This window comes from Halobacteroides halobius DSM 5150 (genome assembly GCF_000328625.1).
GTDB lineage: Bacteria > Bacillota > Halanaerobiia > Halobacteroidales > Halobacteroidaceae > Halobacteroides > Halobacteroides halobius.
Genome location: NC_019978.1, coordinates 2,390,368 through 2,411,115 on the forward strand (window position 1 = coordinate 2,390,368; position 20,748 = coordinate 2,411,115).

The window sequence follows — 20,748 nt, forward strand, 5'->3', positions numbered from 1 at the left end:
TGTTTTAAAAATTAAAATAATAAAATTCGATAAAATCATGAATTTATTATACTTATTACTTTTTGTATTCTCCTATTAAAATTATGATTTTTTTTGACTTTTTCATATCCCTCTTCAGATATAGATGACCTTAATTCAGAATCTACTAAATATTTTTTTATTTTTTCTTTTAAATCATTATAACTAAAATAAGTTACAATCTCCTCTTGAGAAAAATTTTGTCTTACAAATTTATTATTATCAACTAATTGACATGATTTAGTTCCTAATATTTCAAAAACCTTTGGATTACAACCATATTGCGATTGATTATGATGAATATTAATAATCAATTTAGACCTCGAATACAACTCATTAACCTTTTTAGGTAAAATATTTTTATTCATAAAGTAATGGTCATATTTTTTTAAATAATAATTAATATATGAATTCGGCCTCCTCCAATTAGTATACTTACCATAAATTTTAATATTAAATTTAGGAAAATCATTTATTAATTTATCTAAAACTTCTAATCGTTCTGGGTATAAAGATCCAACAAATAAAATATCAATATCTTCTTTTTTATCTATAGGATAGTAAATCTCACTATCCAAAGCTAATGGTAAAAAATAAGAACAAAAACCTTCTTTTTCTAATTTATTAACATCACTTTTTTCAAACATAAATTTATAATCATATAAATCTAAATTCTTGTATGTCTCAGGAACCCTGTAAATGGAATCCATCATCCATAAAACTACCTTAGACCCTTTCATTTCTTTTATAGTTTTTGGGTAAAGTTTGTGGCCTTTTATAACAAAAACTATTTCTGGCTCAAAGTCTCTATAAATGTCTAATATATATTCATTTATAGTCTTATCATATTTTCGTACAAAATATTTTATTTTAAATATTTCAGATAAAGCACCACATAAAATTTTATTCTTTAATCCAGGAGGGTATTCCTCAAAAAAATCTATAATTTCTGTTTGCCACCCTAAACGCTGAAAGGCTTTTCCAACGCTCTTATTATAATTATAAAATTTTGGTCCAATAATTAGAACTTTCCTTTTCATATCTTTATAATCCACCTCTCAATTCTATTATCTAATTAGACTTATTTTTATTAAAAAAATGTTCTAATCCAATTATAATAATTATTATTCCGCAAAATAAAATCATACTTAAAACAAAATTAATTATATGCATATAATTAATAAATAATTTAATTCTTAATATTCGTAAACCTAATACAAGAGGTAAAATTAAAAAAAAATAATTAATTATTTTTTTCCAGTTAATTTTCCAATTTATGATTTTTTTACCGATAACTGCTGCGATTATTGCATAGAAAATGAAACTAATTAAAGTAGTATATGCAGCAGCTATATACCCAAATTTAGGTATAAGCAATATATTTAATAATATATTAATTATTGCAGTTATTAAACCTAATTTAAACATAACTTTAGTTTTTTCAACAAATTCCAAGGGTTTATGAAAGTACATCCCCATTTGCCAAATTATAATCCCTCCTATTACTACTGGCATAATAATATGTCCTTTTCTAAACTGAGATCCTAAGAAATAAAAAGCTATATCTTTACTAAATAGCCAAACTCCACTTATTAATAATATACCTCCAATAAAAAAGTACTCTATAATAACTTCTAACCATTTTGACATTTTTTCTTTATCTGAATTTTCCCAAGCTCGCATTAAAAAGGGATGAACAGCCATTACGATGGGTGCTGTCATTAAACCAACCGTTCCATTAATCAATCGATAATTAGCAGAATATAAGCCAACTTGACTAGCCCCTTTGAACCACTGAATAATATATCTATCTCCTACATTTAAAATTGTGGCTACCAAAAACCAACCAGTCATAGGAAGACCATAATTAAAAAGTTTTTTCAATCTAACTAATCTGCTTCTAATCTTTTTTTTACTAAGAATATTACTAAAGGAAGGAAAATTTAATTCACACCATAAAAAGGGAACTAAAAACAACCCCCCTAAAGCCGTTCCCAAAAGTAAATTATAAGTTTTTTTAAAAACTAAAAATACTAATCCTACAGAAATTCCAAATCTAAGAATAGATTTAAATAAACTATATTTAGTAAATTTATTAGCTTGCATATCTGCCTGGAAAATTACTCTTAAAGGATTAAATAAACTATAAGCTAATATAAATAAAATAGACGATATATAATAAACACTCCAATTAGGAAATAAATGCTCAACTATTATCCAACCTATAACTGCCAAAATTAAAATTACTCCGATAATAAATATAAAACCTAATCCTATGATTTCTCTCAATTTATCTTTTTCTTTAGCTTTTGCACCAGGAAAATAACGATTGATAGACTGCTGAAGCCATTGAGATAAAATTGCAACTACTAATGTAGCTATGCTTAACATCAAACTATATTTACCATAACTTCCCGTTGAAAAAACTCGTGTAAATATTGCTGTAAAAGCTAAACTAAGAAATGCAGGAAAAATTTTACTTGGGACATATATAACTATTTTTTTAACTAATTCTTTTGAATGGGAATCAGTCACTAACTCCTCTTTCTTATTTATCATATTTTATTCCTCGCTTTTTTATAAATCCTAATTATAGCTTTTTACATCCAATCATTATTATTTTTATGCCAGATCCAAGCTGTTTTTATTATATCACTTAAATTATATTTAGGTTTCCAATTTAAAATTTCTCTTGCTCTAGAACTATCAGCAATAAGTACAGCTGGATCACCTGGTCTTCTATCATCTTCTACAACTTTAAAATTAATCCCTGTAATTTCTATAGCTTTATCTATGATTTCTTTAACAGAATAACCTTCGCCTGAACCTAAATTAAATACTTCAGATTCTCCACCACTAAATAGTCTTTCTAAACCTTTAATATGTGCATCAGCTAAATCATTAACATGAACAAAATCTCTGATACAAGTACCATCTCTTGTATCATAATCAGTGCCAAAAATATAAATTTCATCTCTTTCTCCTAAAGCAGTTTGTAATACTAAAGGGATTAAATGGGTTTCTGGATTATGTTTTTCTCCAATTTTTCCACTTTCATCTGCACCTGAAGCATTAAAATACCTAAAACAAGTATACTTCAGACCATAACCTTGGTCATAATCTTCTAAAACCTGTTCTACCATGAATTTAGATTTACCATATGGATTAATGGGATCTTTTTTCTGATTTTCCTTAATAGGAATTTCCTCAGGTTCACCATAAACTGCTGCCGTTGAAGAGAAAATAAAATTATTCACATTATACTCTAACATTACATCTAAAAGATTAATTACATTCACTACATTATTTCTATAATATTTAGCTGGATCCTTTACTGACTCTCCCACTTCTATAAAAGCAGCAAAATGCATAACTGCATCTATATCATACTCTTCAAAAACTTCTCTTAGAGTATTTTTATCAGCTAGATCTCCTTTAATAAAGTTATTAACTGTAACTAAATCTCTATACCCCTTGGATAAATTATCATAAACTACCACATTATATCCTTGCTCATCTAGCATTTTCACTTGATGAGAACCAATATATCCTGCTCCTCCTACTACTAAAACAGTCTCATTACTCAATTCAAATCAACCTTTCTTTTGATTTAAGGTTACTTATAAACACTTCTCTAAACCATTATCAGCTAGTAGATTCCTAATCTCCTTTACTTCTTGGGCACGTTTCTTATCACAAACTAAGATAGCATCTTCTGTATCAACAATTACTACATCATCAAGCCCAACGGTAGTAACTATTTTACCATTACCATGCACAATAGTATTTTCGGTATCAATCCCAATATGTTCTCCCTTAATTACATTTCCATTTTTATCTCTCTTTTCTACTCTTTCTAAGGCGGGCCAACTTCCAATATCATCCCAACCAAAGCTACCGGGGATAACATAAATATTCTCTGCCTTTTCCATAATTCCATAATCTATAGAGATACTATCTAATTTGGCAAATTCCTCAGTTACTACTTCTCTCTCTTTAGGTGTTCCAAGCGCCTCTTTCATCTTTTGTAGACCTTTATGTAATTGAGGCATATGTTCCTTAAACATCTTCCGAATAGTAGATACTTTCCAGACAAACATACCACTATTCCAGAGATAAGTACCATCATCTACAAACTTTTTAGCTGTCTCTTTATCAGGCTTTTCAGTAAAGGCATTTACCTCAAAAACCTCATTACCATCTATCTCATCATACTTACTCGCATAATCTATATAGCCATAACCTGTCTCGGGATGATTAGGTCGGATACCTAATGTTACTAAATTATCTCCTCTGTTAGCTACTTCAACAGCACTCTCCATTACTTCTAAGAAGTTAGCTTCATCTTTAATCAAGTGATCAGAAGGTAAGACCATCATCACTGCTTCTGGATCTTTTCGTTCAATATATAGTGAAGCTAGTCCAATACAAGCTGCCGTATTCTTGCGCATTGGTTCTACAGCTATATTATCCATTGGGATTTCAGGTAACTGTTCTTTCATCTTGTGGGCGTATCTATCATTGGTAGCAATAAAAATATTTTCATGAGCAGTTAATTTGCTAATTCTATCTACTGTAGCTTGAATCATACTTCGGTCTTCATCTACTAGATTTAAAAACTGTTTTGGTCGATCTTTTCGGCTCAGAGGCCAAAATCTACTTCCTACCCCACCAGCCATGATTAATGGTGTAATCATCTTCTCACCTTCCTCTTATCTTATACTGTAGTTTAATATCTCTTATGGTAGTTAATTGTAAATTCTACATTGTTAATTGTCAATTGCTTTTATCTCGCTCCATCACCGATAATCATTACTAAAGCTGTTCTAAACATAATCTCTATATCTAATAATAAATTTCGTCGTTTAATGTATAGTTTATCTAACCGATACTTTTGTCCAGGAGTTATATCATAGCCACCCTTAATCTGTGCAAGTCCTGTTACACCAGGTGTTACCAATAGGCGATTCTTAAAACCAGGATACTGTTGATGAAATTCATCTGTCAGAGATGGACGTTCGGGTCTTGGCCCTACTAAAGTCATCTCACCTTTTAAGATATTTATAAACTGAGGGAGTTCATCAATCCGAGTCTTTCGGATAAAGCGACCCACGTTAGTTACTCGGGCGTCATTTTTTTTGGCCCAGACTGCTCCTGTGTTCTTTTCAGCGTTTTTGACCATGGATCTGAACTTGTAAATAGTAAATTCTTGTCCATTTTTTCCTAAGCGAGTCTGTTTGAAGATAATTGGCCCGGGTGACTCTAGTTTAATAGCAATAGTAGCCAATAACATAATAGGTGCTGTTATAGCCAATCCTACTATAGATACCACAATATCAACTATTCTTTTAATAGCTAAATACCCTGTCTGTTCTATTCTTTCTTCCTTGACTAATTCCATATTAAACTCTTCTACTCTTTCCTCTATTACTCTACTTTCTACTTCTGACATCTGTAACCCCCCAGTCTTATGCTTGACTAATACTTATAAGGTATACTTTATAATAAATTCTACAATTTATCCTTAATTCCTACTTTAAATTTCAAATTAAAACATTTTTCTTATTTGGAAAATAAATCTTCTAAAGACTGTTAGTATTATAACATACTCATTTTAAATTGCAATCTGTTTTAGCTACTAGTTACTACTTCTTGACCATCATCTAAAAACTCAAGTAAAAAGGCAGCAAAGACTCCTATCATCAACCCTAATACAGCAGCTATAGCAATGTTTAACTTCTTGTTAGGTTTAATAGGAATCTTTGGTTTTACTGGTTCATTAATTACTTGCATTGCTTGCATATCATTTAGCTTATTTATTAGAGAATATTTTTGATTTATTAATGATGATTTCATTTGATTCATTGCTTGTAACTTACCTATCAAATCATTGTTCAATACTACTTGATCTACTGTAGATAATTTAGTTTCTGTTAAATTATTAAGCACACTTCTTGTCTGATTAATTCTAGCTTTTAAATTCTTAATCTCATCCTTAATTGCTGCTAGTCTTTCTTCTTTGAGCTTTCGGTTTTGATTAAATTCTACTAAGCTATTATTTTTATATTGCTCAATTAATTTATCAATAACTAATTTTGTATTTTTAGCACTTTTACTATTGTAAGTGATAGTAATTAAATCTTTAGTATTTTCCAATCTCTTAACTTTCAATGTTTCTTCTTTTAATTTAGTAAGTTGACTTGTAGTATAATCTAAATTCAACTCTTGATTAACCTGTTTTAAATAACCTAAACTAGTTAAGAAACTTGCTGCCACTTGAGGATTAGAATATTCTCCACTATAATTTCCTAATTTAATTGTGGCTTGTGATTGATAAACAGGATCTAAGACAAAATAGCTTATAAATCCACTTAATAAAACTGCTACTAAAAAGATTCCTATAATCACATTTTTCCTTTTGCTTAATACCTTAAGATACTCTCTTAAATCGATTTCTACAAATTCTTCTCTCTTCTCCAGTTGGTTCATATTTTACCCCTTTCCAAAACTGATAATTTGTTACTTAGGGCCAACTTTACTTTAATTTTACAACTAAAAAGCCTGAATTTATGTGTCATTTAACACTTTTTATCAAAGTAAGTCACTTTTAATCTATTTTTGGCCCTATTAATTTTAAATTTCGACATTATTACCACTTATACTTTACAAACTTTGCACTTGCATAGCCTAAACCTGCTCCGGCAACTACATCACTAAACCAGTGTCTATCTTCATATAAACGACTGATCCCTACTAGAGTTGCTAAACCATAAGATAGATACTTATAATCTGGATAATACTCTGCTATAATAGTAGCTAAAGCAAAAGCTGTTGTTGTATGTCCTGAAGGAAAGGCATGATACTTACTATCTAGAGTAAAATGATTATATTCAATTGGCCCAGGTGGTCTCTTTTTCCCGATAATAGACTTTAAAGTAAAGACTGAGAGACCACCAACTAGTAATGATTTATAAGCATCATATTTGGCTTCTTCATCAGGCAAAGCACTGGCTATAATAGTATCAACAGCTCCATCTCCTAAGTAAGTAATAGCCTGCATTGAACTATCAACAAATCCTGTATCAGTTGCTTGAACTCTATCTCTAATAACCTCATCTAAGTTAGCCTTAGCTAAGGGAGAGAAGATAAGTACACTACTAATAACTACTAGTAAAAAAGCAGTTATTTTATTGAATTTAGATAAGTATATATTTTGCATAAGCTCCTCCTTTAAAATTTATAACCTAATCCTAATAATCCATGTAAGGCCAGATTAGGTACTTTAGCCTGTCCACCGCTGATAGGTATAATAGCATGAGAGGCTGTCAATTTACCTTCTGTGATAATATATAATCTATTAGTTACAGGAAACTTCTTATCTACAGCTACCTGCAAGGTTGGCCCGGCAATATAATATCCAGTATCTAAAACTCCCCCCTGCTCAAATAAAGTCTTACCTCGAATAGTAGTCTGAGGATGGGCCAAGACTATTCCAGCTCCTAAACGATAAGTCAAACTATCACTTTGCCAAGCCCTATTAATAGTAATTAAATTATATCCATGAGAGACTTCAAAGTGGTCTACTTCTCGAAGTTTATTCTGTAAATGGAGCTTCTGATGAAGAAGTTCTAACTCCCAAGCACTATCCCGCTTCCAACGACCTAAACGCCAAGAATAATAGATTGGGTTTACAAAAGGTTTAGACTCATAATCAGCATTACCTAAATTAATATCATCATATCCTTCTTGCTCAATACTCAAAGGAGTTGAGAAATTATAAGGCACACCTAATAAAAAATCGAACCTCCATCTCTCTTGAGCGGCTGCAGGAAGTGATGATAAAATCAAAATTACTAATAAAATAATTCTAGTCTTTTTCATACTCTCCTCCTTTTTTTATATTTATGTCAATAGTTGAAATACTAACTTGATTTTTAATTTCATATCATTTTTCTACTTTAAGTCATCTTTCGAAACATTTCTCATAAATATTATATAGGTTCTTAATAATATTATCCCAACTATTATTTTGTTGAAGATAATCATAAGCTTCTATTCCTAATTTAGAGAAATTATCCTTATTGTCTTTAGCTAAATTATAACAATCTTTCATCTTGTGTTTTAAATTATTATAATGTTCATCTCTAGTTTCATAATTATAACTAAAGATAAAATCTCTACCCTCCATATCTTTAACAGTTCCTATCTGGGATGTAATTACTGGTTGCTTATAAGATAAAGCCAAATAAATAGAACCAGAATTTAATACACTCTGTTTATTATACGGCAGTACCGACACATCACCAGTATTTAAACACTTAACTATTTGATTGTTAGGTATAAACTTAGGTATAAAAATGATATTATTATTTTTATTGGTTAACTTTTTTAATTTCTGTTTTAAATTATCATTAGCAGGGCGACCACAAATTAATAACTTGGATTTTTTTAGTTTTAAATCATTAAAAACTTTGATAAGCAAATCAATATTTTTATATGGCTGAATCTGTCCTAAAAATTGAAATACAAAATCATCTTTAGCTATATTGAATTCTTTTCTAAAATCATCATCTGTCTTTTGATAATTATCTATATAATGCCCATGAGGAATATACCTTACCTTGTGTTCAAAATCTTCGACTGATAAATATTGTTTTAAGATCTCTTTACTTTCAGTACAATGAATAATTATTCGATCACTATTCCGAATCATAAACTCTCTAAATTTATACACTAAACTAGTATTATCAAATTTATGTGGTACTTTATTATGCATAGTCCAAATGATCTTTCGATCAATCTTTTGTAATATTTTTAACCATGTTATCAACTTATACGTTTGAATATAACTATCAATTTCTTTTCCCGTTGCCCTTTTTAATACCCAATTAAAATGAAAGACTTTAACATCTTGCGACATGGTACATTTAATCCTAGCTAGAGAATTACTACTAAATCCTTTGTTAGCAATAGTTACTCCCTTCTTCTCTAATCCTTGTACAATATTCTTAATATACTTGTTACTATTACTTTCACTAGGTCTAAAGTATACTCTCATTCCTTTGCTCCCTCCCTCACTAACTTATTAATTACTATAGAATTTAAAGATACTAAATACCAAAAAAATCGTGATGTTTCTGTATCTCCTAAGTTATATTGTGTTAACCCTTCTATATTAAATACAATCACAGCAGCTAGAGAAGCCAATACAAATAAATGCCAATTAGATTCATTTATCTTATAATAGCCATAATATAACAACTTCAGAATCTTAAAAATTAAATATCCAAAAGCTAACACTCCAATAGTACCTGTAGTAGCTAATAAATGTAACCAATTATTATGAGCATGATCAATACTAGTTGTATGAGGTTGTCTGTATTGATTACTATAAATTGAACTAAATCTACCAATGCCTACTCCATTAATTGGATGATCCTTATACATTAGCCACGAACCCTTCCATAATGCTATCCGACCCAGATTAGACCTATTAGTCGTTACATTAAAACTACTTTTAAATCTACTTATATATTCTTGAGGTAACAATAAGGGTAAAACTAGTAAACAGATTAAAAATATTATTATTATTCTTTTATCCTTTAGCCAAACCAAACTAGACAAACCACCAATAAAAGCTAACCAAGCTCCTCGAGATTTAGTAAATAATAGATTTAATGCTATAATTACAGTTAAAAATAATAATCCACCTTTCTGCTTATTATCGGCTTTAGACCAGAGTAAATAGGAGATAGTAAACATTAGAAAAATAGCTGTAAACTCTCCAAAGCTTAACGCAAAAGAAAAACTTCCCACTCGAGGCATATCTAAGTAAAATTTTTGATACAAGCCATACCCTACTCCTATAAGCATAGAAAATAAAGTAGTATAAGCTAATTTCTTAATTAAGATAAGATTATCTACCGTATTAATTATAGCAAAATAAAATAACACCAATAAGATAAATGAGCTAACTTCATCTAAAAATTTAATTCCCCAAGCATCTACTCCCGAGACTAATATCGATACTAAAAATAATAACATTGCTTTATTTAAAGGTAGAGATGTAAATTTATAATCTTTAGTTATAATAATACGAACCAACCAAAATAGAACAACCAATCCTATACCTATACTCGATAATCCTTTAGAAGTTAAAGATGCTAAAGCAAATATAAATAAACCTATTATAATTCCCTGGTCTAAAAAACTAGTTAATTTAGAGTCCTTGTTCTTAATTAAAATATTATTTCCTCCTTCTAAAATATACTAACTATCCTAACAATAACTGATTATTTTTCTCCCAATAATTTGTAATTACGGTGACTACTTAGATATACTTTTCCTCCAAATTTTCTTTCTAACCATTGTTCAATAGAAGTTAGAATCTTATTCTTAGTCTGTTCATGCTTATGTAACTCACGTCTTGGATCAGGCTCACCACTATACTGTAATTTATCTTCCCAGTCCATTTTAGCAATCCAATCTTGCATTACTTCTGGATGAGTACCTTTATAAATTGGTAGTTGATCTAAAGGGCCATAATCAAATTCATCAGGTTCAGTCTTATAAAATTCTTCTGCTTCTTCCTTACCCCAATGAACAGAATCAAGTGCTTTCTTTTTACTCTGCATATAATGAGGAGGTCTTACCCAACCATAATGGAATATTTCTGCATTAGCATGAGCTGCTTTAGTAGGCTCTCCATTCTTTCTAAATCCTTGAGCACTATTATGAGATCTAACTCCTATATTATTTTTAATTACCCTTACCTCACGCTTATACCAACCATGACTATTATGATAATGTTCATAGTCACCCCAAAAATGCTTATAATCAAAAACTAAACCTTCTACTTCATCATCATCTAAAAGCTCTCTACATCTATCTTTTATCACTGGTAAATACTTTTCATGAACTACTTCATCTGCCTGAAGATAAAAACACCAATCTCCACTACATTCATCTAAAGCAATATTAGTCTGAATAGCATTCACTCTACCGCTTTCAAAATCTTTCTCCTTCCAAACAGTATCAATTATTTTGACCTTATCACTATCTATACTTTCAATCCGCTCTCTAGTATAATCATCTTCATCTCCTTTTCCTACTGCTACTATAAATTCGTCACAAATAGGTAGAATAGATTCTATCGCTTCTTTTATTGGATAGTACAATTTAGTAGCATTACGCACCATTGAAAATCCACTAATTTTCATTTTTAATCCTCCCATCTTATTTTTTAAAAATAATTCTCACTTTTCTTTTCCATTCTTTAAACTTCTTTCTTTTTTCTCTTTGAGCGATCATTAATTTTAGTAGTTTTTTATAGTTTTGGGGATCATAATTTTTAAGAAAGACCTCTTGTTCCTCTTCTGTTAATTTAAATCTTGCCAAATCCTTCATCCTAGCCTTAATACTTAACTCATCCTTTATCCGACCTCGATTTAAATCTATATAATAAAATTCAGGCTTATCTTCTCTCTCCTTAACTAAAATGTTACCTGCGTGAAGATCATTATGAACTATTCCTGCATCATGCATCTGTCTGATATCATCTGCAATTAAAGGGAGATAGCCTTTTACTTTCTCTCGCTGAGGATGGTCATAATCCTTAACAATATCTAATAGATTGTAATCATAATCAATATACTCAGTAATAAAATAACTATAAATTAGTTGATTGAACTTACCTCTTTCTTCTATAACAGCTAAAGGCTGAGGAGTATTAAGTCCTAACTCTTGTAAGGCCAAAGCTAATCGTAAAGAACGAACTGCCTTAGAATTTAGAAAACAAAATCTTAATTTATCATACTTTCTAACTAGGTTGAATTTTTTGACCATAATATCTTCTTTAAGATTTGGCTTTATATCAGCTGAAATATGGACTAATAGATTACGATTATCATCAATAATCTTTCCAGTTTCTAATTCATCTCTATAACTTATAAATTCTCTAAAATTATCAGTAGCCCATTCTTGAGTAAGCCAAATTAATTTATCACTTGAACTCTTCTCTTCTATCTCACAATTTATATTTTCAACCACTTGCCTTAAGCCCGTATCCACTTATTACCTCCTCCTTCTGTTCATCTACCGTCTGCTATCTGTCTTCTGCCATCAGCTAAACTATATGAAGACTGATAGCAACTGATTACTTATCACTGCTTACTCGTTACTAATTTCTTGTCACTCATTATAAGATATAGATCTTCTAGTCTCGAAACTTTATCCTGAAAAGCAAAATTATCTTTTACTATCTCTTTACCTAATTGTCCCATCTTATTTCTTTCATCTGGACTAAGCTTAACCATTTTAATAACCTCTTTAGCAATATTCTCAGGTTTTTTACTTTCAGCTAAGTAACCAGTCTTTCCTTCTATTATAATCTCAGAAATATTACTTACATTAGTACTTACAATCGGCTTACCAACAGCCATTGCTTCAGCAATTACAAAACCAAAACCTTCCCATAAAGCTGTATGTAATAAGAAATCCATCTGGCTCATAATATTATAAATATCACTTCTAAAACCAGTAAAAATTATGTATTCTTCTAAATCTAAATCTTTAACTTGCTTTTTTATCTTAGATTCTAACTCTCCCTTACCAACTACTAAAACTTTAAAGTCATCTAGTCTATCCTTTAGTAAATCAACTGTTTTTACTAAGTATTTATGTCCTTTCTGCTCACTTAGTCTACCTACATTCCCTATTAGAGTAGTTTCTTTATTTATTCCAAACTCATCCCGAATATCAGGACCAACTTCCTGCTCTTGCTCTACTTTATTCAACTTTATTCCATTATAAATAATCTCTATCTTCTCTTCAGATAACCACTGAGCCGTATTTTCTAAAATCGTCTCTTTAGTAGATTGAGAGTTAGCTATAATATCAGTTACACAATTTTCTAATAAAAACTCAGTATAAAACCTATCTTTAATAGGGATTGCACTACCTCGTCTATAGATGGTTTTATCTACTCCAGCTAATCTACCTGCTAAGCCACCAAACTTTAAATCCTGAGATAAATTTAAAAAAATAGTATCTATTTCCTCACTTTTTAAGTAATTAACAAAAGATATTAACTTAACTGGATTTAGAACTGTTAAGCTACCTCTAATAGGAACTACTTTAGTATTAAGTCCATTCTCTTTAGCTCGTTGATATAATTCACTATTAGGAACACTACCAACAGTCACTTGATAACCTCTATTATGTAATTCTAGAGCTGTTTCAAAAGTCCACTTTTCTCCACCGCCCCATTCTACACAACTATTGAGGAATAATATCTTCTTCAAATTTCATTTCACCTCCTTTTGGGATCGCGTATCTTGTGCTCTGTGTCTTGAGCACATAGCTCACGACTCATCGCTATTATACTTCTCCCACAACTTAATATACTTTAAAAATTGATAGTAGGATGATAAAATAGCTAAGATAAGACCCTGAGAACCTAGCAGAAAGCCTTTCTTCAGGATATACTTCTTGATAAACTCTAATACTGGACGCATTAATATATATAATAGTCTTTTTCTTTTGCCAGCTTGATACTTCTTTTGAGCATCTAAAGTAGTATAGTGATTAATCTTATTTAAGTAATGTTCTAAATCACGATAAGTATAATGAATTAAAGTGCCCTCCAGTTTTTCTACTGTTCCTTCTATCTTTAACCCTTCGTGAACTAATCCACTATATCTATTATCAGCTACTTTAAATAGCCGTAGTGTATAATCTGGATACCAGCCACAGTATTTAATCCATTTGCCTAGGAAATAATTCTTCCGAGGAATCTTATAACCACTAGCTTCAGGATTAGATAACTTATTTAAGACTTCTTCTTGTAAATCAGAAGTAACACGTTCGTCAGCATCAACTACTAACACCCATTCTGACTCCATCTGGTCTAAACCATAGTTTCGCTGGGTAGCAAAGTCATCAAATTCACGTTGATAGATATTTGAAGTATACTGCCGGGCCAACTCTAAAGTATCATCTTGGCTATAAGAGTCGACTACTACTATCTCATCAACCCAGCTAACGCTTTCTAAACATTCTTCAATATTATCCTCTTCATTATAAGTTAAAACTAATACTCCAATAGATACCATCTAGTTGCCTCCTTCTTGTGTCGTGTGTCTTATGCCCACAGCACACAACTAAAATACAACTCCTCCGTCTGGTCAATCATGGCTTCAATTGTAAATTTATTTAATACTCTTTCATATCCAGTTTGACCCATCTTTTTTCTTAAATTTGAATTATTTATTAGCTTTAGCAACCTGCCTATAAATTCTTTTTCTACTAAAGGTACTAAAAATCCTGTTTTATTATCTTGAATAATTTCTTTTAAGCCACCAACATCACTAGCTACTACTGGTTTCTTCATTGCCATAGCTTCAATAGCCACAATCCCAAATGATTCTTCTTGTGAAGGAACAACGAGAATATCAAAAAGGCTCATTAGTTCAGGAATATCTCTACGAAATCCTGTTAAAACCACCTTATCTTCTAATTTAAACTCTTTAATCAAGTCTTCTAGTCTATGCTTATAGCTTTGATTAGAACTATTATCTTCTCCTACAATTAGATACTTAACATCTGCTTTATTCTTTAGTTTAGCAGCCATCTTGACCAATAACTCTTGATTCTTAAGTGCACCTAATCTACCTACCGTTCCGACTACTAACTCATTATTCTTAAGTCCAAATTCCTGCTTTAAGCCTTGATTATCAACCTTTTTAGTATTAAAATTTTCAATATTAACTCCATTATAGATTACAGCTATCTTGTCATCAGCTATCTTATTTTCCTGAACTAAAATATTCTTTACTTCATTAGATACAGCTATAAATCTACTAATATTCTCATATAATCGAGAATAAACATATCCCTTTCCTAAAGAACGAAGAATATGTCTGGTAGCTACTACTTTACCTCTTCTAGCCAACTTAACAGAGATAACACCTAACCAATAACCTTTCCCACGATGAACATGAATGATATCTATTTTATTCTCTTTTATAATTTTAACTAACTGTGAAATAGAAGAAAGATCTAACACATTTCTTAAAGGTAACTCTTCTATCTTAACATCTAACCCTGAAAACTTATCAACCATAGGTTCTCTAATTGCCAAAACAAGATTATGACCTCTTGCAGATAGCCCTTTAGCCAGTTGGTAGAGATGGACTTCTCCACCACCAAAGTGTTTAGCAGAATGAATATGTAGTATATTTAATTTGTTCATTAGTCACCCCCTAAAATTACTATTACTCAATCTAGATAATTACATACATTTAGAGGGGAATTATTTACTCACAGCACACAGCTCAAAACTTCCTCAGCACTAATATTCTCCATACACTGATGATGTTCTAAAGGACACTCATGCTCACCACACGGGCGACAATCAAGTTCAGTCTTTATTACTTGATGATTCTCTCCGTACGGGTGATACTTTTTCTCATCTGACGGGCCAAAAATAGCTATAGTCGGAGTATCTACACTAGCAGCTACATGAACTGGTCCACTATCACCACTAATAAATAAGTCACATAATGACGCTAAAGCAGCTAACTCCTTTAAATTAGTCTTTCCGGCAGCTACAATAGGTTCCTCCTCCATCATATTTACTATCTGGTCTACCCGATCAACATCACCGGGCCCACCAAAAAAGACTACTTTAGCCCCTTGCTTGATTAATTTATCTGCTAGGTTGGCCCAATTATGGCAAGGCCACCGTTTAGTAGGCCAACTAGCTCCTGTATTCAAACCAATAATCTTATTTTCATCAGTATTAGCTGTAGTTAAAAACTGCTCCATACTCTCTAAAGCCGAATCATTAATTCCTAACTCCTGTCCTGCATCATCAAAAATATCTAGATCTATTTCTGGTAATAAAGCAAGATAATTATCAACCATATGTCCTGCTTCCACTGGAGTTAAAGTCTGGTCTAAAAAAACTCCTCTACCTTTGGTACCATACCCTACACTATACTTAGGATTAATTATCTTTAGTAATAGAGCAGTCCGCCAATTACCATGGATATTAAGTCCTAGATCATAATCATTACCGCTTAGCTCTCGAGCAAAACTCCAACTTTCTGTAAGGCCCCAATCTTTATCATAGGCATACACCTGCTCCAAATGAGGATTGTCCTCAATTATCTCAGCAAAATTGGCATTGGCTACTAAATCTATTCTAGCTTGGGGAAAATTCTTTTTCAAATTACGAAAGAATGGGGTGGCAAATAGCAAGTCTCCCAAATATAGTAGATCGATAATTACTATTCGTTCAGCTTTTTGCATCTGATTCATCTTACTCACACTCCAATTTTTTGATTAATAACACTAAAAACTTGATCAACTGTTATTTCTTCCATGCACCTATGAGTCTCCTTGGGACACTCTCGCTTCCAGCATTTTTTACATTCTATATCTGGTTGAATCACAATATGTTCTTTGCCATAAGGGCCATGAGTTACTGGAGTAGTTGGGCCAAAGAGTGCTACCGCGGGAAGACCCATAGCTACTGCTAGATGAAGTGGACCTGTATCACCACCTACAAAAATTAGGGCCCGCCTATAAAGCTCGGCTGTTTCTTTTAGATTAGTCTGGCCTGCTAGATTATAGGCTAGAGTATCCATTTGATCTTGAATGGCTTCTATCTGCTCTTGATCACTTGGCCCGCCAGTAAAGATAACTGTAACATCTAATTCTTTAATCAATCTATCAGCTAATTGAGCGTATCTGCTAGGTAACCAATTTTTAGATTCCCAGCTAGTTAAAGGATTAATAGCTACTAATTTATCAGTTTCTGTTATCTTTAGTTCAGTTAATAATTGATCTACCTTTATTTTTTCTTCTTTAGAGATCACAATATCAAATCCTACCTCTTGACTGGTAGCTCCTAACCCCTTTTTAGCTAAATAAAGGTGCTTATCAATCTGGTGCATCTGGGTTGTAGGTAGTTCTAGCTGTTGATTATAAAAGAGGGGACTACCTTCTTGGCCCGCTTGGGAACCGATTCTTCGCTTGGCCCCACTTAGATAAGCTGTTAGACCACTTTTAAATAAGCCATGAAGATCTAAAGCTAAATCAAAATCATATTCTTTTCTTATCTTAGCAAAAAATTCTTTAGCTTCTTTTAGAGTAGCCCTCTTGTTTGCTTTAAAGTCGGCTTTCCATTGCTCTTTAGGTAAGACAATAACTCGATCTAAATTAGGATTATCTATTACTAAATCCTTTGCTTTTTCCTCTACAATCCAAGTTAATTGGGCCTGCGGATAAGTCTCTCTAACTGCTCTAGCTACTGGTAAAGCATGAATTACATCCCCAATAGCACTTAAACGAACTAATAATATCTTTCTGGTAGCTATTAATTGTTGGGCTAACTTAGCATTGGCCCTAGCTGCTCCTTGATTTTGCTTAATTAAATCTAGGGCTTGTCTATTTTTAGCCTTTAACCTAGCTCGGTCTTTAAGATAACAGGCCATTTTAACTGCCAACTGGTCAGCATCCTGTACCTGAATTCCTACGCCATGCTCTAATAATAACTCTGTACTATCCTTAAAGTTATACATAGCTGGGCCAAAGAAGACCAGTTTTCCTTGGGCAGCAGGTTCTAAAATATTATGTCCTCCTCTATCTATTAAACTACCCCCTACAAAAACAAGGTCGGCAATCCCATATAAGCTAGCTAGCTCACCAATAGTATCTACTATAATCACTGACTCCTGCTGGGGGTCTCTAGTCTTAATTCTACTTCTTCTGACAGTCTTAATCCCTGCTCTATGATAGATAGCCTCAATTTCTTCTTTTCGGACTACATATCTAGGGGCCAAGAGCAAGACTAAATCAGGAAACTTTTCTTTTAACTTCTGGTAACAAGATAGTAACTGTTCTTCCTCATCCTCATGAGTACTACCAGCTACTATAATAGGTTCTTTAGGATCTAATTTAAACTCTTGATAAATTTTTTCTTTAGCCTCAGGGCTAGTACTACCATACTCTTGGTCAAACTTAGTATTTCCATTATTATAAACTATATCTTCATTAGCCCCTAATGTAATTATTCTTTCTTTATCTAACTGTGACTGCATACTAAAAGAATCAATCTTAGCTAATACATCTTCTACGAAAGGACCTAGTTTTTGATAACGATCAATACTTTGGTCACTAATTCGACCACTAGCAACCATTATCTGACTTCCTTTTTTGCTAGCTTGGCTAATTAAGTTAGGCCATAATTCTGTCTCCATTAACACGATTAATTCTGGGTTAACTGTTTGTAGAACCCGCTTGATAATCCAGGGTAAATCAAAAGGAAAGTAGATGATCTCATCTGCCTCATCTATTAATTTATGGGCCATCTCTTGGCCCGTAGTAGTCATCGTAGAAAATAGAATCTTATACTTGGGAAATTTATCACGTAACTTTGTAACTAATGGTTCAGCGGCTCCGGTTTCACCCACAGAGGCTGCATGAACCCAAATTACCTGTTTCCCTGATAGATTATATTTAATCCTAGCAGATAAGAATCCTAAACGTTGCTTAAATTGTTCTTTAGGTTCTCCTTTGAATATTATTTTATATAACATAACTGGCAAATAAAAAATAAAAACAACTAATAACAATAAATCATACAGCCAATAAGCTACTCGCATTATTAAACACCCTCACCAATAGTAGTTTATAGATTATTATTCCCTTTCTTTCAGATTATATAATAAATATAATCATACTTCAATCAACATTCTTTAGCAAAACAGGTAAGCTCGTTCCTAGGAACGAGCTTACCTGTTTAATTATTTAATATTTAAAGTTAAGTCTCCAGTTAGCCTCTTTATTAATCTGGTCTAGATCAAACTGCAGGCCAAAGCAATCAAACTCTCGCGTAACAGAGTATTTTAACTTTGCTAATTCTTCTGCTGTAAAATCATAACCTGCCTTGATTTCTACATCCCAATAAGGAAATTTACCCTTGTCTGTTTGGAAATTATAAGTTAGATCAAGTTGGTTGATTAAATCAAGTTCATCTTCAGCTACAAAATCAAGTTCAGTAGCTGGTTTAGGGCTCTTATGATCTAGAGTACGATATTTATAATCTAGTGCTAAACTATTAACTTCATTAATCTGATGTTTAATTCCTGCATTTAAACCATATTGTCCATATTCTTCTCCAGTTTCATAAAAGGTTCTGTTGCCATAAACCTTCCAATCTAATTCTGTATTATTTGTTAATTTAATATCTGCCTGGCCAATACTACCAGAGATTAAGTGTCTATTACCTAAAGCATCAGTAATCAAATCATCAAATTTAAAAGGAGTCTGACCTCGATCACCATAGTAGTTATAATTTAAACCAAGTTGTAAAAATGGTAAATCTCTATCTAATCCTGCACTAAAGTCATAACTACGATAATTATTTCCTGTACCATAAGTTGCATCTACTATCTGACCAGCCCAACTAAATTTAGTCTGCTCTGTTAACTTATAATCTTGTTTTAGACTTAAATTTAATTGTTCTCTAGTTGTTTCTAGATCTGCTGTGCCGTGATTTTTTTCAGCCTGAATAGTTCCTGTCTTAATCCCAGCTGATAATAAAACGCCATTGTCTAGTTGTTTATTTTTAATCCCTAGAGAAAATTGGGGCTGATACTCAATGTCGGTGTGGCGACTACTTTCTAACTTCCAATAGTAATCAGACCATGCTTTAGATACAGAAAACTTCTCTTGTAGATATTTATTAGCCCCTTCTTGCTTTAGTAAAGTATTTAATCTTAGCCCCTTGAGCTTGGTTGTTGTCTGCCAGTGGGTTATTTCTTTTCTCTCTTTATACTCTGCATCATCTTCATCCTTGATTACATAAGAGTTATACTTTAAGTGACTAGTCATGGGCCCTAGTTGATTAGACAATTTAAGATAAGAGTCTAGACCAAATTTTTGATTGTACTCTAATTTAGGATTAAAGCTTAAATACTGATGTGGGCTATAAGTGTAGTCTAGATTAAGTTGATTTGGCCCTTTAGTTGCAGCTTTAGTATAAATAGTCCCCTGTAAATCCTGATTAACGTAATGGTCATAATTGATTGACATATAAGCTCCATCTTGCATGTTATAACCAAAATTAGGTTCGGGAATAGAGGTTGTCTGCTGTTTAGTTCCTTCTTTTAAACTAACTGTATAAGTTGGCAGGGGTAGTAATTTATAATCTTTAACCCACAACCAAACTCCAGTTGCTATAATCTTATCTTGAGGATAGACTTTAACTTCTTTAGCAGTTAACTTATAATGAGGATCTTCTAAAGCGCAAGGTGTTAAGGAGGTATCTTTAATCGTCATTTTATCTTTTTTTAGTTTAATGACCTCACCTCTAAAAGTAATCCTATCTTGTTTTGTCTGGCTATTAAATAACTGGCCCGTCTTAGTTTGATAGTTATACTTTAGGGCTGTTCCTGTAACCTTTTGTTCGCCATTGATCAATACTACATTTCCTTTAGCTCTAACTAGCTTCTCTGCTAATGAAATTACTACTTTATCTGCTCTAATTGATCCGTCTTTAAGTGTGATTAATACATTTCCTTCGGCTTCAATTTCTCTTTTAGCCTGCGAAAAACCTACGTGGTCATCTGCTTGAATAGTAAATGGTGGCTTAGCTGCCATTGCTGGTTGGACAAAAAAGACTAATATCAGTACTGTAATGATTGTAACCTTCCGCACTACTTA

At 32.0% G+C, this 20,748-nt stretch carries 18 protein-coding genes; all 18 read right to left on the reverse strand.

Annotated features, from left to right (window positions below; genetic code table 11):
• Positions 1-35: 35 nt before the first annotated feature.
• Positions 36-1,058 (reverse strand): CgeB family protein, encoded by a 1,023-nt coding sequence (locus HALHA_RS11675; RefSeq protein ID WP_015327973.1) that lies wholly within the window; start codon positions 1,056-1,058, stop codon positions 36-38.
• A 31-nt stretch (positions 1,059-1,089) separates the two neighbouring features.
• Positions 1,090-2,577 (reverse strand): lipopolysaccharide biosynthesis protein, encoded by a 1,488-nt coding sequence (locus HALHA_RS11680; RefSeq protein ID WP_015327974.1) that lies wholly within the window; start codon positions 2,575-2,577, stop codon positions 1,090-1,092.
• Positions 2,578-2,618: 41 nt separating this feature from the next.
• Positions 2,619-3,605, reverse strand: coding sequence for a UDP-glucose 4-epimerase GalE (galE, locus tag HALHA_RS11685; protein ID WP_015327975.1), 987 nt, complete (start codon positions 3,603-3,605; stop codon positions 2,619-2,621).
• A 33-nt stretch (positions 3,606-3,638) separates the two neighbouring features.
• Positions 3,639-4,715 (reverse strand): mannose-1-phosphate guanylyltransferase, encoded by a 1,077-nt coding sequence (locus HALHA_RS11690; protein WP_015327976.1) that lies wholly within the window; start codon positions 4,713-4,715, stop codon positions 3,639-3,641.
• A gap of 89 nt (positions 4,716-4,804) precedes the next feature.
• A complete protein-coding gene (locus tag HALHA_RS11695; RefSeq protein ID WP_015327977.1) occupies positions 4,805-5,470 on the reverse strand; it encodes a sugar transferase in 666 nt (221 codons plus the stop codon).
• A 179-nt stretch (positions 5,471-5,649) separates the two neighbouring features.
• Entirely contained in the window at positions 5,650-6,507 is an 858-nt protein-coding gene (locus HALHA_RS13175; protein WP_015327978.1) for a YveK family protein, read from the reverse strand.
• A 160-nt stretch (positions 6,508-6,667) separates the two neighbouring features.
• Complete coding sequence (locus HALHA_RS13180; protein ID WP_015327979.1) at positions 6,668-7,237, reverse strand: phosphatase PAP2 family protein; 570 nt, start codon at positions 7,235-7,237, stop codon at positions 6,668-6,670.
• A gap of 11 nt (positions 7,238-7,248) precedes the next feature.
• A complete protein-coding gene (locus tag HALHA_RS11710) occupies positions 7,249-7,899 on the reverse strand; it encodes a hypothetical protein (protein ID WP_015327980.1) in 651 nt (216 codons plus the stop codon).
• An 82-nt stretch (positions 7,900-7,981) separates the two neighbouring features.
• Positions 7,982-9,076 carry a glycosyltransferase family 4 protein gene (locus HALHA_RS13185; RefSeq protein WP_015327981.1) on the reverse strand — a complete coding sequence of 365 codons (1,095 nt, stop codon included), beginning with the start codon at positions 9,074-9,076 and terminating at the stop codon, positions 7,982-7,984.
• On the reverse strand, positions 9,073-10,140 hold the full coding sequence (locus HALHA_RS11720) for an O-antigen ligase family protein (RefSeq protein WP_015327982.1): 1,068 nt from the start codon (positions 10,138-10,140) through the stop codon (positions 9,073-9,075). Before HALHA_RS11720 ends, HALHA_RS13185 begins: the two co-directional genes overlap by 4 nt.
• A 170-nt stretch (positions 10,141-10,310) precedes the next feature.
• Entirely contained in the window at positions 10,311-11,237 is a 927-nt protein-coding gene (locus HALHA_RS11725) for a glycosyltransferase family protein (RefSeq protein ID WP_015327983.1), read from the reverse strand.
• A gap of 16 nt (positions 11,238-11,253) precedes the next feature.
• Entirely contained in the window at positions 11,254-12,087 is an 834-nt protein-coding gene (locus HALHA_RS11730; protein WP_015327984.1) for a lipopolysaccharide kinase InaA family protein, read from the reverse strand.
• Between the two features lie 92 nt (positions 12,088-12,179).
• Positions 12,180-13,319, reverse strand: coding sequence for a glycosyltransferase (locus tag HALHA_RS11735; protein ID WP_015327985.1), 1,140 nt, complete (start codon positions 13,317-13,319; stop codon positions 12,180-12,182).
• 60 nt (positions 13,320-13,379) lie between these two features.
• Positions 13,380-14,129 (reverse strand): glycosyltransferase family 2 protein, encoded by a 750-nt coding sequence (locus HALHA_RS11740; protein ID WP_015327986.1) that lies wholly within the window; start codon positions 14,127-14,129, stop codon positions 13,380-13,382.
• 29 nt (positions 14,130-14,158) lie between these two features.
• Complete coding sequence (locus HALHA_RS11745; protein WP_015327987.1) at positions 14,159-15,268, reverse strand: glycosyltransferase family 4 protein; 1,110 nt, start codon at positions 15,266-15,268, stop codon at positions 14,159-14,161.
• Positions 15,269-15,336: 68 nt separating this feature from the next.
• Positions 15,337-16,338 (reverse strand): lipopolysaccharide heptosyltransferase II, encoded by a 1,002-nt coding sequence (waaF, locus tag HALHA_RS11750; RefSeq protein ID WP_015327988.1) that lies wholly within the window; start codon positions 16,336-16,338, stop codon positions 15,337-15,339.
• A 5-nt stretch (positions 16,339-16,343) separates the two neighbouring features.
• Complete coding sequence (locus HALHA_RS11755) at positions 16,344-18,686, reverse strand: glycosyltransferase N-terminal domain-containing protein (protein WP_015327989.1); 2,343 nt, start codon at positions 18,684-18,686, stop codon at positions 16,344-16,346.
• 145 nt (positions 18,687-18,831) lie between these two features.
• The gene (locus HALHA_RS11760; protein WP_015327990.1) at positions 18,832-20,742 is read right to left on the reverse strand and encodes an LptA/OstA family protein; all 1,911 of its coding nucleotides are present in this window, start codon (positions 20,740-20,742) and stop codon (positions 18,832-18,834) included.
• Between the last annotated feature and the right edge of the window lie 6 nt (positions 20,743-20,748).

What these genes read in the sequence shown, in the direction of transcription:
- HALHA_RS11675 (WP_015327973.1), bottom strand. Translation starts at nt 1,058, where the DNA reads ATGAAAAGGAAAGTTCTAATTATTGGACCAAAATTTTATAATTATAAT.
- HALHA_RS11680 (WP_015327974.1), bottom strand. Translation starts at nt 2,577, where the DNA reads ATGATAAATAAGAAAGAGGAGTTAGTGACTGATTCCCATTCAAAAGAA.
- HALHA_RS11690 (WP_015327976.1), bottom strand. Translation starts at nt 4,715, where the DNA reads ATGATTACACCATTAATCATGGCTGGTGGGGTAGGAAGTAGATTTTGG.
- HALHA_RS11695 (WP_015327977.1), bottom strand. Translation starts at nt 5,470, where the DNA reads ATGTCAGAAGTAGAAAGTAGAGTAATAGAGGAAAGAGTAGAAGAGTTT.
- HALHA_RS13175 (WP_015327978.1), bottom strand. Translation starts at nt 6,507, where the DNA reads ATGAACCAACTGGAGAAGAGAGAAGAATTTGTAGAAATCGATTTAAGA.
- HALHA_RS13180 (WP_015327979.1), bottom strand. Translation starts at nt 7,237, where the DNA reads ATGCAAAATATATACTTATCTAAATTCAATAAAATAACTGCTTTTTTA.
- HALHA_RS11710 (WP_015327980.1), bottom strand. Translation starts at nt 7,899, where the DNA reads ATGAAAAAGACTAGAATTATTTTATTAGTAATTTTGATTTTATCATCA.
- HALHA_RS13185 (WP_015327981.1), bottom strand. Translation starts at nt 9,076, where the DNA reads ATGAGAGTATACTTTAGACCTAGTGAAAGTAATAGTAACAAGTATATT.
- HALHA_RS11725 (WP_015327983.1), bottom strand. Translation starts at nt 11,237, where the DNA reads ATGAAAATTAGTGGATTTTCAATGGTGCGTAATGCTACTAAATTGTAC.
- HALHA_RS11740 (WP_015327986.1), bottom strand. Translation starts at nt 14,129, where the DNA reads ATGGTATCTATTGGAGTATTAGTTTTAACTTATAATGAAGAGGATAAT.
- HALHA_RS11745 (WP_015327987.1), bottom strand. Translation starts at nt 15,268, where the DNA reads ATGAACAAATTAAATATACTACATATTCATTCTGCTAAACACTTTGGT.
- waaF (WP_015327988.1), bottom strand. Translation starts at nt 16,338, where the DNA reads ATGAATCAGATGCAAAAAGCTGAACGAATAGTAATTATCGATCTACTA.
- HALHA_RS11755 (WP_015327989.1), bottom strand. Translation starts at nt 18,686, where the DNA reads ATGCGAGTAGCTTATTGGCTGTATGATTTATTGTTATTAGTTGTTTTT.